Origin of the sequence: uncultured Parasphingopyxis sp. (assembly GCF_937129435.1) — a bacterium.
Lineage (GTDB): Bacteria > Pseudomonadota > Alphaproteobacteria > Sphingomonadales > Sphingomonadaceae > Parasphingopyxis.
Map to the genome: position 1 here is coordinate 1 of NZ_CAKZNF010000063.1, position 11,783 is coordinate 11,783.

The following is an 11,783-nucleotide window of genomic DNA, read 5'->3' on the forward strand; positions in this document are numbered from 1 at the left end:
AAATCGATCTGGGAAGCGCTGTTCCAGGGGCGCACCTGGACCGACTGGTATCTGGCGCAGCACAAGCGCTGGTATGGATGGAAGACGCTCGGCACCTTCCGTTCGCAGGAGGAAGCCGAAGCGGCGTGCACCGATCATGCCGGCGGCGAACTGCTCAACAACGGCGCTCGCGTCGTCGCCGAATTCACGCGCAAGGACGAGGAGTGACAATGGCTGTCACCATGTACGGCATCCCCAATTGCGACACGATCAAGAAGGCCAGGACGTGGCTCGACGATCATGGCTTCTCCTATGATTTCCACGACTACAAAAAAGCCGGGATCGAGGAGGCGAAGCTGGAGGCCTGGGTCGCCGAGGTCGGCTGGGAGCCGCTGCTCAACAGGCGCGGCACGACCTTCCGCAAGCTGTCCGATGCCGACAAGGCCGATATCGATGCGGCAAAGGCGGTGCGGCTGATGGCGGCCAACCCCTCGATGATCAAGCGGCCGGTGGTGGAACGCGACGGGCCGTTGATGGTTGGTTTTTCGCCGGCCGACTACGCGGCGGCATTCGACGGGGAATAGGACATGGTCACCGCACGCTGGAACGGCGAGGTCATCGCGGAAAGCGACGACACGGTCGTCATCGAGGGCAATCACTATTTCCCGCGCGATTCGGTCGACGAGAGCAAGCTACTGCCAAGCACCACGAAGAGCGTGTGCCCGTGGAAGGGCACCGCGCATTATTATACCGTCGAGGCCGGTGGCGAACGCAATCCCTATGCCGCCTGGTACTATCCCGATCCGAAAGAAGCGGCCGCCGAAATCGCCGATCGCATCGCCTTCTGGAAAGGCGTCGAGATCGGCTGAGGACAATCTTAGCCTTCCCAGCGGAATACTTCGTCGAGCGGTTTGCCGAACACCCGCGCGATGCGGAAGGCGGCTTCGAGCGTGGGTGAATATTTGCCCTGCTCGATCGCCGCGATCGTCTGGCGGGTAACGCCGATCTTCTCGCCGAGTTCGGCCTGCGTCATCTCGCCGGCCAGGAAGCGAAGCGTACGAATGTCGTTGGTGAAGGGAAGCCTGGCCACCGATCAGGCCAGCCCGCGGCGATAGGCGCGAATTTCTAGGACGTAGCGCACGCTTTCGGCGAGGATGAAGGCGAAGAGCACGCCGTTGATCGCGACGAAGGTGTTCCATTCGTAGAGTGCGGCGCCCAATGCGATCACCAGCCCGAAGCTCAGGATCTCATAGGCCCGCGCGCTGGCGCGGTTTTCGATCGCGCGTTCGCGCTCATCCAATTCCGTGCGCGCCTCGCTCGGCTTCAGCAGGGCTACGACCGTGTGCCCGACGACATGGATGACGATCATCGCGACGATCACGCCGACCAGCAGGCCGAACAGATAGGGCTCGTCGGGATAGCCGTTGTCGACCGCGGTCAGGATAGTGATGAAATACCAACCCCAGACGAGCAGATTGGCGCCAAGCGCGATCCAGCGGCTCTTTTCATGGAAGGACATGGAAGGCTCCTGTTAAATGATTCGCACGCTATGTTAAAAATAAATAACATTGAGTCAATCATTATCGACATTGACGGCTTTCACGCGCTCGCTATGCTTTCGGCGCGCGTGCCAAACGGCTAAGCGGTCTTCCATGTCCACGACCTACACACTCGACACCAAGACCGACCGCGCACATCCGACGCCCAAGCCGATGAAGCGGTTGACGGTGCCGGCGATCCGCAAGCGCAAGACCGACGGCCAGAGCGGCGAGCCGCTGGTCATGCTGACCGCCTATACCGTGCGGATGGCGCAGATCATGGACCCGCATTGCGACCTGCTCCTCGTCGGCGATTCGCTGGGGCAGGTGATTTACGGCCTCGATTCGACGGTGCCGGTCAGCCTCGACATGATGATCGCGCATGGCGCCGCCGTCGTGCGCGGCAGCTATCACAGCGTCGTCGTCGTCGACATGCCGTTCGGCAGCTACGAGGAAAGCCCCGAACATGCGATCCGATCGGCGACGCGCGTGATGAAGGAAACGGGCGCCGCAGCGATCAAGATGGAAGGCGGCGAGGCGATGGCCGAGACCGTGGCCTTTCTTACCCGGCGCGGCATCCCGGTAATGGGTCATGTCGGCCTCACGCCGCAGGCGGTGAACGTGCTCGGCGGTCACAAGGTGCAGGGTCGCGACGATGCGACGGCGGCCAAGGTGATGGCCGACGCCAAGGCGATCGACGATGCCGGCGCGTTCAGCGTGGTCATCGAGGGCGTACTCGAACCCGTGGCGATCGACGTCACCAAGGCCGTATCCTGCCCGACCATCGGCATCGGCGCGACGGCCCAGTGCGACGGGCAGGTGCTGGTCGGCGAGGACATGCTCGGCCTGTTCGAACGCGTGCCGCGCTTCGTGAAGAAGTTCGATGACATGGCGGGAATGGTCGAAAAGGCCGTGGCGCAATATGCCGCCGATGTGCGGTCGCGCAGTTTTCCGGCGAAGGAACAGACCTACCAGCCCGCACAATAGGCTTGGAAGCGCCCCCGCTTTCCCTTATCGCGGCGCGCGGCTAAGGTCCGCCGCCACAGCTTCACGGAGAGATTGCATTGGCTATCACGCCGCAAGACAATTCGGCTTTCATGCGCGAAGTGGACGAGGAAGTCCGCCGCGATCAGGCGTCCGAATTCTGGAAGCGCTGGGGTGCGTGGCTCGCGGGTCTGATCGTTGTCGGCCTGGCCGGTTTCGGCGGCTGGCTCTGGTATTCGCACAGCCAGAACCAGGCGGCGGGTGAAGAGGCCGCCGCGCTCAGCAGCGCGATCGAACGCTATGAAGACGGCTCGACCGACGGGCTCGACGAGGATCTCGCCGCGCTGTCGGAATCGCCGCGCGCCGCCATTCGCGCTTCGGCGCTTCTCCAGCGCGCGAACCTGGCGCTGCGGGGCGGCAATGAGGACGCCGCGGCGCAATATTTCGCCCAGATGGTGGCCGACGAGGACCTGCCGCAGCCCTATCGCGACCTGGCGTTAATCCGCCAGACATCGGTCCAGTTCGAAGAGATGGAGCCACAGGCCGTGATCGATCGGCTGGCGGCCTTGGCCGTTCCCGAAAGTCCCTGGTTCGGAAGCGCCGGCGAACTGACCGCGCTGGCGATGATGGAAAAGGGCGACGATGAAGCCGCGGGCCGGCTCTGGGCCGCGCTGGCGGAGAATGAGGATGTGCCCGGCTCGATCCGCGCCCGTGCCGTGCAGCTGGCCAGCACGCTCGGCGTCGACGCGGTGCCGGACGAACCGGTTGATATGGATGAGGAAGCGGCGCCGCCACCGGCTGCGCCGCCAGTAGCGGGAAGTGAACAATGATGCGTAACCTAATGCTCGCCGGCCTGGCGTTGGCTCTGTCGGGATGCGGCCTGTTCGGGGGCGGCGATCCTGAAGTGACGCCGACGGTCGGCAACCGGGTCCCGATCCTCGTAAACGATGACGACCTGACGGCCGACGCGCAGATCGCGACCGTCCCGGTCGTCGTTCCGGCCCCGACCGCCAATGCGGCCTGGGTGCAGCCGGGCGGCAGCGCTTCGAAGAATCTCGGCCATCTGGCGCTGGGCGGCGCGCCGGTGCGCGCCTGGTCGGTCTCGATCGGCGAGGCCGGCAGCAACCGCGCGCGGCTTGCTGCGGCGCCCGTGGTCGGCAACGGCCGCGTCTATACGATCGACAACGACGCCACTGTCCGTGCGTTCGACGTGCAGACGGGCGGCGAAGTGTGGCGCACCCGCTTCGGCACCGATATCGACGGCGACAGCGCATTGTTTGGCGGCGGTGTCAGCCTGTCGGGCGACCGGCTCTATGTCACCAACGGCGTGGGCTATGCCGGGGCGCTCGATGCCAATACCGGTGCGCAGATATGGAAGGTCCGCCCCGGCGGCCCGCTGCGCGGTGCGCCGACGCTGGCCAACGGCAATGTCTATGTCCTTTCGCAGGACAGCCAGCTCTTCGCGCTCAACCCCGATAATGGCGATGTGACATGGCAGGCCGCCGGTTCGCTCGAAACCTCGGGCGTGTTCGGCGTCGCCGCACCCGCTTCGGCGCAGGGAACGCTTGTCGCAGGTTTCTCCTCGGGCGAGCTGATCGCCTATCGCTACGAGAATGGCCGCATCGTCTGGCAGGATTCGCTGACGCAGACGAGCATTTCGACCTCGGTCTCCACGCTCTCCGACATCGACGCCAGCCCGGTGATCGACAACGGCATCGTCTATGCGATGGGCGAAGGCGGGCGTACCGTGGCACTGCAGCTGACGACCGGCCAGCGGATCTGGGAAATCAATGCAGGCGGCCTCTCGACGCCCTGGATTGCCGGCGACTGGCTGTTCATCGTCACCGGCGATGCGCGGCTCGTGGCCGTGGCGCGCTCGAATGGGCGGATTCGCTGGATCAGCCAGCTGCCGCGCTTCCGGGATCCCGAAGACCGGCGCGGTCCGATCTTCTGGCATGGCCCGGTGCTCGCCGGTGGCCAGCTGATCCTGACATCGTCCGAAGGCAATCTCCTGTTCGCCGATCCGGCCAGCGGAGAGATCCGTCGCAACGACGATCTCGATACCAGTTTCAACCTGCCGCCGGTCGTCGCCAACAACACGCTGTTCCTGCTCGACGAAGACGGACGGCTCAGCGCCTGGCGCTAGGACGCCCGCTTCCGGGCGGAAAGGATAAGGCATATGGCGCGGCTGCCCGTCATCGCGATCGTCGGCCGCCCCAATGTCGGCAAGTCGACATTGTTCAACCGGCTCGTCGGCAAGAAGCTGGCGCTTGTGGACGACCAGCCCGGCGTGACGCGCGACCGGCGCGAGGGCGATGCGCGGCTGTTCGACCTCGATTTCCGCATCATCGACACGGCCGGTTATGAGGACGAAGACGCGCAGTCGCTTCCCGGCCGGATGCGCGCGCAGACCGAGGCCGCCGTCGCCGGCGCCGATATCGCGCTGTTCCTGTTCGACGCGCGCGCCGGGCTGACCCCGCTCGATGAAGAGATCGCCCGCTGGCTGCGCGCCACCGAGCGTCCGGTCGTGCTCGTCGGTAACAAGGCCGAGGGGCGTGCGGGCGAGGCCGGGCTCTATGAAAGCTTCGGTCTCGGCATGGGGGAGCCTGTGGGGCTGAGTGCCGAACATGGCGAGGGCATGGCCGATCTGTTCGGCAGGCTTGCACCGCTCGTCGATGAGATCGTCGCGGAAGACGCCGGCGCGGAGGATGAGGAAGAGGGTGCAGAGGGGCCGTTGAAGCTCGCCATTGTCGGCCGGCCCAATGCCGGCAAGTCGACGCTCGTCAACCGCCTGCTCGGCGAGAACCGCCTCGTCACGGGGCCCGAAGCCGGGATCACGCGCGATTCGATTACCGTGCCCTGGGAATGGCAGGGACGGCGCGTCGACCTGATCGATACGGCCGGGATGCGAAAGCGCGCCAAGGTCAACGACAAGCTGGAGAAGCTATCGGTCGCGGACGGGCTGCGCGCCGTCGATTTCGCCGAGGTCGTCGTGCTGATGCTCGATGCCACCAAGGGCCTCGAGCATCAGGACCTCAAAATTGCCGATACCGTTCTGCAGGAAGGCCGCGCGCTCATCATCGCCGTCAACAAATGGGACGTAGCGGAAGACCGCAAGGGCCTGTTCGAAGGCCTTTCGCGTGCGCTCGACGAGGGGCTGGCGCAGGTGCGCGGCGTGCCGCTGCTGCCGGTCTCGGCGAAGACGGGGCAGGGAACCGACGCGCTGATCGAAGCGGCTTTCGCCACGCGTGAAGCCTGGTCCAAGCGTGTGTCCACCGGCGAACTCAACCGCTGGTTTCGCGATGCGATCGAGCGCAACCCGCCGCCAGCGCCCAAGGGCCGGCGGATCAAGCTGCGCTACATCACCCAGGCGCGGACACGGCCGCCGAGCTTCGTCCTGTTCGGTACGCGGGTCGACCAGTTGCCGACCAGCTATCACCGCTATCTGTTGAACGGCATCCGGCGCGACCTGGGCTTCGGCGCGGTGCCCGTCCGGCTGACGATGCGGGCGCCCAAAAACCCCTATGATGGGGAGAAAGGCGCGTGAGCGTCGATATCGATGCGCGCGGATTGCAATGTCCCTGGCCGGCCCTGCGGCTGGCCCGGATCATGCGCCGGCAATCGCGCGCGACGATCGTTGCCGACGACCCGGTCGCGCCGAAGGAGATCGCGGCGCTCGCAGAAGAGCGCGGCTGGAATATCGGCGCGATCGAAACCGAAATCGGCAATGGATTTGCGATCTCGCGCAACAATTGATCCGGATTTCTTGCGAAACGCACAAATCTTCGGTGCGTTAGCGCAAGACGATCAATCTAAACGGCTTCTTTACGAACTCGGCCTATTCTGCATACGAGGGCGATGGATTGCACGGAGACCGGGTCTTTGGCTGAAGAAAACACTCTTGTGAACTGGCCGGAATTCGAAGCGCAGCGGGCCCAGCTCGGTGCGCATTTCGCGCGTATTCTCGGCTATTTCCAGGAAGACGGCATCAAATCGGTCGAACTGATCGAGGCGGCGGTGCGCGATCGCGACAGCGCCGCGCTCGTCCGTCCCGCGCACACGCTGAAAGGCGAAGCGGCGCAGTTCGGTGCGACCGTGCTCAGCGAACTTGCCGAAAAGATCGAGCTTTCGGCCCGGCATTTCGTCGAGGCGCAGGTGACGCCGGAGGAAATCGTGCCCGATGCCGCCAAATTGCGTCCGCTCTTCAACAAGACCCTCGAACAGCTGCTGCGTGAAACGAACCCGCTGGTCCAGCGCCGCCGCTTCGGCGTGAAAGAATCGTCTAACCAGAGCTTCGGCCGGCTCTAACGTCCGGCCGCCGGTCCATCGGCCGGAACAAGAAACCCCGACCCGATAAATTGCGCGACAAGCGCATTCCTCACGTCCGGGGCAAGTCCTCCGGGCAATTCGTCGACCCAGAATTCGTCCGTCTCGGCGATAAAGCGCACCGCCTCTTCGGCACCCGGGTGGATCAGTATATGGGTACCGGGTTGGCTGAAATCGATGATGTCGGCGGTCTTCAACACACTGGCGATGGCGAGGTCGGCCTGCCGCACACGGCTTGGCGGAGCGTCGGGCTTTGCTGTGGACTGCTCCAGCTTCGGCAATTTTCCGATCATCCGCGAGGTCCGACTGGCCAGAGCTGCCTGGAGAAATCGCGGGTTGCGGGCCTGCTGGGTCAGCAGGGAAAGACCTTCGGCTATTCTCGACCCATCGGCTCCGGACGCAAACGTTTCGCGCAATGGACGGTGCAGGTCGGCAAGCTGGTCGATCATCGCGACGATGGCATCGCGCACGGTGAGCGGCGAGAAGCCCACCGATAGATGAATCGAGTCGGTCGTCGAGATCACATAATGCGGCGTGCCGCGCGGCACGTAGAGCAGGTCGCCGGGCGCCATGTCGATGACGCTGTGCGATCCCAGCTCCGGCGGCCGCTCGCCGATCTGCCGCCACGGATTGGGCAGGCGCGGCGGCGCCGTGCTGACGAACCAGCGCTTGCGGCCGTGCATCTGGATCGCGAACAGATCCTCATCGTCATAATGCACCGGCGCCTTCGCCCCTTCAGCGCTCCAGAACGCCGCGGTCTCGACCGGTACGGACATCAGTTCGGTCAGCGCCCGGGCAAAGCGTGCGATATGCGGGAAATGCCCGCCACAAGCGGGAATCCGAACCGTGTGGCCCTGCGCATGATAATCGCCGACAAGCGATCGATAGTCGGCACGTGAGACCGCGCGACGCGGCCCCGGCGGCGGGCCGGCGGGATCGGCCGCGTGACTGGTCAGATTGTGAGCATCGGTCTTATAGGCGGCGAGCAGCGCCATTTCCGGATCCTCCGCGCCCGTGCGCGCGCTACCTGTCCGCTGGCCAGCGGGAACGAACAGCGCAGATCGCTCGAAATGGCGTGCGAAGAAATCGTCGAGCGATTGCGGCGCGAGCATGTCGGCGACAATCCTTCGCGCTCGATCCTGCATGGCCTTTCCCCATCGCGCGGCGGCCCGCCATTTGGCGTGACACGACCGTCATCGGCCAAATCTTGCCGAAGCAGGTGAGGAAACAAGCGGGGTTTGACGAATCGCAGCCGGCAATCGATCACGGGTGCGCCAAAACGACGAACGGCAGGCTTTCGGCGACAAACGCCGTTCGGCCGATGCCGGCTATCCGTCTTCGGCGGGTTTCGACTGTAGCTGGCAGTAATTCTCGATTCCCATGCGTTCGATCATGTCGAACTGCTTTTCGAGCTCGTCGACATGGTCCTCTTCGCTGTCGAGAATCTGGCGAAACAGATCGCGGCTGACATAGTCGCGGACCTTTTCGCAATGCTCGATCGCGTCGCGCAGCAGCGGGATCGCCTCTTCTTCGAGATCGAGATCGGCCTTGAGGATTTCCTCGACGCTCTCGCCGATCCGCAGCCGCCCGAGCAGCTGGAAATTGGGAAGGCCGTCGAGGAAGAGGATGCGCTCCGACAGCCAGTCGGCGTGCTTCATTTCGTCGATCGATTCCTCGCGCTCGAACTGGGCAAGCCGCGTGATGCCCCAATTGTCGAGCAGCCGGTGATGGAGCCAGTACTGGTTGATCGCGGTCAGCTCGTTCTTCAGCGCCTCGTTCAGATATTCGATGACTTTCTCGTCGCCCTTCATCGCGGCCTCCATAATGGGAATTGGCGAAGAGTGTAACGACTATATGGGGTGGGGGATAGTGAAAAATCCGCAGAAATCCGCGGGCTTCAGACGCTTATGCTAAGCAGTCGCAGCTTCGGTCTTGATGATTTCGCGTGCGAATGAGACGCACTGGCCGCAACGGGCGCGGCAGCCCATCTGGGCATAGGCCATGGACGGGGTCTGCGCGCCCTTGCGGGCGGCTGCGCGGAGATCTTTCTCCCGAATCGCGTTGCAGATGCAGACAACCATGCGCCTTGGATAGCGCTATTGAGATTAAGTCGCAATAGGGATTGCGTTCAACGGCGAATTTTTTGCAGCTCGCGCCGCGCAAGGCTGCGCCAGAGCCATTCGAGCGGACCGTAGCGAAAGCGGTCGAGCCAGGGCTTCGACCAGAGCAACATCAGGATCCAGACGGCGAGGACGACCAGATAGAGCGGGGCGCGGCTCATCTCACCGTAAAGGCCGAAGCCATAGCCGTAGAAGAGCGTCGTGCAGACCAGACTGGTGCCGAGATAGTTGGAGAACGCCATGCGTCCGGCGGCGGCGATGCGGGCGCCGAGCCTGCTTTCCGGCGAAGCCTTCAGCCACAGGATGACCAAGGAGGCATGGCCGAGGATGACGAACGGGTTGAACAGCGTCTTCAGCGCCCATCCCAGCCCGACCTGCGCGACCGGGCCGAAACCCGACGCCAGCAGCAGCCCGGCCAGGATCACCATCGCCGGCAGGCCGATCGAGTAGCCGATACGCAGGAGCCGCCGATAGTCGGCCCGTTCCCATTCGCCGGTCAGGAAGCCGGATTTGAGGCCCGCCATGCCGCAGAGCATCAGGCCCAGAGTCTCGATGATCGAAAAGCCGTTTGCCTTGAGCGGCATCCAGAATTCCTCACCGAGCCGGACGCCGAGGATTCCGGCATAGCCGCCGCGATAGGTCGCGAGATCGCGCGCCGCTTCATCGGGCGGCATCGGCCCCATTTGCGCGAGCAGGTCGGCCCAGGCGTTGACGATATCGGCGCTCGCATCGGGGGCCAGCGCCTGGCTGCGCAGCGTCATGATGCCGAGCATCATCAGCCCGAACAGCATCGCCTGGGCGAAGATCAGCGACAGGCCGAGCGCCAGCAACCGGTGCGCCGCCATGCCGCGAAAGATGCAGGCGACCATGCCGACGACAGCGTAAAGCATCAGGATATCGCCGAACCAGATCGCATAGGCATGGATCGCGCCGAACAGCAGCAGCCACGTCATCCGCGACAAATGCGTCAGGAGCGGATTGTCGCCCTTGGCCTGTGCGCGTTCCATCACGAGCAGCATCGAGGCGCCGAAAAGCACCGAGAACAGCCCGCGCATCTTGCCGTCGGCGATCACGAAATTGGTTGCCCACACGGCAAGGTCGGCGGGGCCGGTACCGCCAAAGGCATAAGGGTTGCCATAGGCGCCGTGCGGCATCGCGAAGGCGACGATATTCATCAGCAAAATGCCCATGACCGCGATCCCGCGGATGAGATCGAGCGAAACGAAACGCGTGTCGAGCGGCGGCGGGGCGGTGGTGGCCATCGATCTGTCCTAGAGCGCGATCAGAGCCATGACGAGATGGCTTCCAGCGGCTTCTTGTCGAGCGCGTGGACGGGAACCGTGGCGTTTTTGGATGGCAAGCCCGCGACCACGATCATCATCGGCTTCTCGCTCGATGGCCGCTCGCAGAGTTCGTTGAGGAACTTCATCGGATTGGGCGTGTGCGTCAGCGTCGCGAGGCCCGCATCGTGGAGCGCGGCGAGCAGGAAGCCGGTGGCGATGCCGACGCTTTCGGTCACGTAATAGTTCTGCCTGTCGTCGCCGGGCTTCGGCCCGCCGCGCCGTTGCCCGAAGATCACGATCAGCCAGGGTGCGATCTCCAGATATTCCTTCACCTCGTCGGTGCCGAGCGGGGCAAGCGCCTCGAGCCATTCCTCGCTCGCCTTCTCGGCGTAGAATTCGCGCTCCTCCGCCTCGGCCGCTTCGCGAATGGCTTGCTTCTTCTCCGGCGCGGAAATGACGGCGAAATGCCAGGGCTGGTGGTTCGCGCCATTGGGCGCAGACCCGGCGGCCAGCAGCGCCTGCTCGATCACTTGGCGCGGAACCGGGATGTCGGCGAAATGGCGGCAGGTGCGCCGCGTCCGGATTGCCTCGTAAAAGGCCCGCGCACGGGCGACCCGCTCCTCGTCGGAATAGGCAGGAAGCGCAGTATAGGGGACGGTCTCATGATCGGCCATCGCGGCGCTTTAGCCGCTCTTGCGCTGCCCGCATAGGCAGCCGCGAAACACTATTGACAAGATTGTCAGTAATATGCATCACACCAATATGGAAATGAGCCATGACTTCGATGGGCGCCCGCTCGTCCATCCCGATCGCCCCCGGCCGCGCAAGCGGCCGCTGAAGGCGCTGCACCATTTCCGCAAGCTCGTGCAGAACAAGGAAGACACCGAACAGGTGTTCCGCATCTTCGAAGCGCTGCCGCGCAAGGCCTTTCGTGCCGAGGCGAGCGCCTTCGCGTTGAGCGAGAAGGGCCGCGCGCTGTTCGACAGCGAACGCTTCCTGCCCGACCTGCTCGACGATCACGAACGGCTCCGCGCCATGCCCGAAGGCAGCGTCGCCCATGCCTATTGCGATTTCATGGAGGCCGAAGGGCTGACTGCGGCCGGTCTCGTGGCCGAGGATGCGAAAATGGATCGCCGCCGCTATGGCGACATGGTCGAATGGTACGGCAACCGCGGCCGTGACACGCACGATTTGCTCCACGTCCTCACAGGCTATGGCCGCGATGCGCTCGGCGAACAATGCGTGCTCGCCTTCACCTATGGCCAGCAGCCCGCGCCCGCGCACCTCTTCATCGCCTATGTGGGCGGCGCGAATATGAAGAAGACGGCGAAGACGAAGGCGCCCGTGTTCAAGGCGATCAACGAGGCCAAGCGCCTCGGCAAGGGCTGCCCGCGCGTGCAGGAGGAGTGCATCGAAAGCCTCCTCGCCGAACCCCTCGAAGCGGCACGCGAACGCCTGCAAATCGCCCGCCCGCGCTGGTACCAGGAATGCCACCGCGTCTTCCGCGAGGAAGAAGGGCGCGATCCCTATGATTTGATGGGACGGACCGCGGC

At 64.3% G+C, this 11,783-nt stretch carries 17 protein-coding genes; 10 read left to right on the plus strand and 7 right to left on the minus strand.

Features of this window, described 5'->3' with window-relative positions:
- From Q0139_RS10830 to Q0139_RS10840, 3 genes are all read left to right on the plus strand, one after another.
- The coding region (locus tag Q0139_RS10830; protein WP_298021484.1) for a hypothetical protein at positions 1–207 on the plus strand (207 nt) is incomplete at its 5' end.
- A gap of 2 nt (positions 208–209) precedes the next feature.
- Positions 210–563 carry an ArsC family reductase gene (locus Q0139_RS10835; protein ID WP_298021487.1) on the plus strand — a complete coding sequence of 118 codons (354 nt, stop codon included), beginning with the start codon at positions 210–212 and terminating at the stop codon, positions 561–563.
- Positions 564–566: 3 nt separating this feature from the next.
- Positions 567–848, plus strand: a complete 282-nt coding sequence (locus Q0139_RS10840) for a DUF427 domain-containing protein (protein ID WP_298021490.1) — start codon at positions 567–569, stop codon at positions 846–848.
- An 8-nt stretch (positions 849–856) separates the two neighbouring features.
- On the opposite strand, the gene Q0139_RS10845 is transcribed toward Q0139_RS10840, so the two are convergent.
- Together Q0139_RS10845 and Q0139_RS10850 are read right to left on the minus strand one after the other, a co-directional pair.
- Complete coding sequence (locus Q0139_RS10845; RefSeq protein ID WP_298021492.1) at positions 857–1,069, minus strand: helix-turn-helix transcriptional regulator; 213 nt, start codon at positions 1,067–1,069, stop codon at positions 857–859.
- Between the two features lie 3 nt (positions 1,070–1,072).
- Complete coding sequence (locus tag Q0139_RS10850; protein ID WP_298021495.1) at positions 1,073–1,498, minus strand: hypothetical protein; 426 nt, start codon at positions 1,496–1,498, stop codon at positions 1,073–1,075.
- A 133-nt stretch (positions 1,499–1,631) separates the two neighbouring features.
- Here Q0139_RS10850 and panB point away from each other — a divergent pair, with 133 nt between their 5' ends.
- The 6 genes from panB (at position 1,632) to Q0139_RS10880 (ending at position 6,809) form a co-directional block, all read left to right on the plus strand.
- A complete protein-coding gene (gene panB, locus Q0139_RS10855; protein ID WP_298021498.1) occupies positions 1,632–2,504 on the plus strand; it encodes a 3-methyl-2-oxobutanoate hydroxymethyltransferase in 873 nt (290 codons plus the stop codon).
- A gap of 77 nt (positions 2,505–2,581) precedes the next feature.
- Entirely contained in the window at positions 2,582–3,331 is a 750-nt protein-coding gene (locus tag Q0139_RS10860) for a tetratricopeptide repeat protein (protein WP_298021501.1), read from the plus strand.
- Positions 3,328–4,647, plus strand: coding sequence for a PQQ-binding-like beta-propeller repeat protein (locus Q0139_RS10865; protein WP_298021504.1), 1,320 nt, complete (start codon positions 3,328–3,330; stop codon positions 4,645–4,647). The genes Q0139_RS10860 and Q0139_RS10865 overlap by 4 nt, the downstream gene beginning before the upstream one ends.
- Before the next feature lie 33 nt (positions 4,648–4,680).
- The gene (gene der / locus Q0139_RS10870) at positions 4,681–6,048 is read left to right on the plus strand and encodes a ribosome biogenesis GTPase Der (RefSeq protein ID WP_298021507.1); all 1,368 of its coding nucleotides are present in this window, start codon (positions 4,681–4,683) and stop codon (positions 6,046–6,048) included.
- Positions 6,045–6,257, plus strand: coding sequence for a sulfurtransferase TusA family protein (locus tag Q0139_RS10875; RefSeq protein ID WP_298021510.1), 213 nt, complete (start codon positions 6,045–6,047; stop codon positions 6,255–6,257). Before der ends, Q0139_RS10875 begins: the two co-directional genes overlap by 4 nt.
- Positions 6,258–6,359: 102 nt before the next feature.
- Positions 6,360–6,809, plus strand: coding sequence for an Hpt domain-containing protein (locus Q0139_RS10880; protein ID WP_298021513.1), 450 nt, complete (start codon positions 6,360–6,362; stop codon positions 6,807–6,809).
- Here the strand turns inward: Q0139_RS10880 and Q0139_RS10885 are convergent.
- The 5 genes from Q0139_RS10885 to Q0139_RS10905 all read right to left on the minus strand — a co-directional run bounded on the left by Q0139_RS10885 (position 6,806) and on the right by Q0139_RS10905 (position 10,904).
- Positions 6,806–7,972 carry a cupin domain-containing protein gene (locus Q0139_RS10885; protein WP_298021516.1) on the minus strand — a complete coding sequence of 389 codons (1,167 nt, stop codon included), beginning with the start codon at positions 7,970–7,972 and terminating at the stop codon, positions 6,806–6,808. The two genes, Q0139_RS10880 and Q0139_RS10885, sit on opposite strands and share 4 nt — an antisense overlap.
- Before the next feature lie 183 nt (positions 7,973–8,155).
- Entirely contained in the window at positions 8,156–8,638 is a 483-nt protein-coding gene (gene bfr, locus Q0139_RS10890) for a bacterioferritin (RefSeq protein WP_298021519.1), read from the minus strand.
- Positions 8,639–8,737: 99 nt separating this feature from the next.
- Positions 8,738–8,908, minus strand: a complete 171-nt coding sequence (locus Q0139_RS10895; RefSeq protein WP_298021522.1) for a (2Fe-2S)-binding protein — start codon at positions 8,906–8,908, stop codon at positions 8,738–8,740.
- A 47-nt stretch (positions 8,909–8,955) separates the two neighbouring features.
- Entirely contained in the window at positions 8,956–10,209 is a 1,254-nt protein-coding gene (locus Q0139_RS10900; protein WP_298021525.1) for a DUF418 domain-containing protein, read from the minus strand.
- Between the two features lie 20 nt (positions 10,210–10,229).
- Positions 10,230–10,904 (minus strand): nitroreductase family protein, encoded by a 675-nt coding sequence (locus tag Q0139_RS10905; protein WP_298021528.1) that lies wholly within the window; start codon positions 10,902–10,904, stop codon positions 10,230–10,232.
- Positions 10,905–10,977: 73 nt separating this feature from the next.
- Between Q0139_RS10905 and Q0139_RS10910 the strand changes: the two genes are divergently transcribed.
- Positions 10,978–11,783, plus strand: an 806-nt coding sequence (locus Q0139_RS10910; protein ID WP_298021531.1) for a Coq4 family protein, incomplete at its 3' end; no start/stop codon positions are given.

Coding starts and splice junctions, on each gene's coding strand:
- Q0139_RS10895 (WP_298021522.1), bottom strand. CDS start 8,908: ATGGTTGTCTGCATCTGCAACGCGATTCGGGAGAAAGATCTCCGCGCA.
- Q0139_RS10850 (WP_298021495.1), bottom strand. CDS start 1,498: ATGTCCTTCCATGAAAAGAGCCGCTGGATCGCGCTTGGCGCCAATCTG.
- Q0139_RS10885 (WP_298021516.1), bottom strand. CDS start 7,972: ATGCAGGATCGAGCGCGAAGGATTGTCGCCGACATGCTCGCGCCGCAA.
- Q0139_RS10865 (WP_298021504.1), top strand. CDS start 3,328: ATGATGCGTAACCTAATGCTCGCCGGCCTGGCGTTGGCTCTGTCGGGA.
- Q0139_RS10900 (WP_298021525.1), bottom strand. CDS start 10,209: ATGGCCACCACCGCCCCGCCGCCGCTCGACACGCGTTTCGTTTCGCTC.
- Q0139_RS10880 (WP_298021513.1), top strand. CDS start 6,360: ATGGATTGCACGGAGACCGGGTCTTTGGCTGAAGAAAACACTCTTGTG.
- bfr (WP_298021519.1), bottom strand. CDS start 8,638: ATGAAGGGCGACGAGAAAGTCATCGAATATCTGAACGAGGCGCTGAAG.
- Q0139_RS10835 (WP_298021487.1), top strand. CDS start 210: ATGGCTGTCACCATGTACGGCATCCCCAATTGCGACACGATCAAGAAG.
- Q0139_RS10905 (WP_298021528.1), bottom strand. CDS start 10,904: ATGGCCGATCATGAGACCGTCCCCTATACTGCGCTTCCTGCCTATTCC.
- panB (WP_298021498.1), top strand. CDS start 1,632: ATGTCCACGACCTACACACTCGACACCAAGACCGACCGCGCACATCCG.
- Q0139_RS10840 (WP_298021490.1), top strand. CDS start 567: ATGGTCACCGCACGCTGGAACGGCGAGGTCATCGCGGAAAGCGACGAC.
- der (WP_298021507.1), top strand. CDS start 4,681: ATGGCGCGGCTGCCCGTCATCGCGATCGTCGGCCGCCCCAATGTCGGC.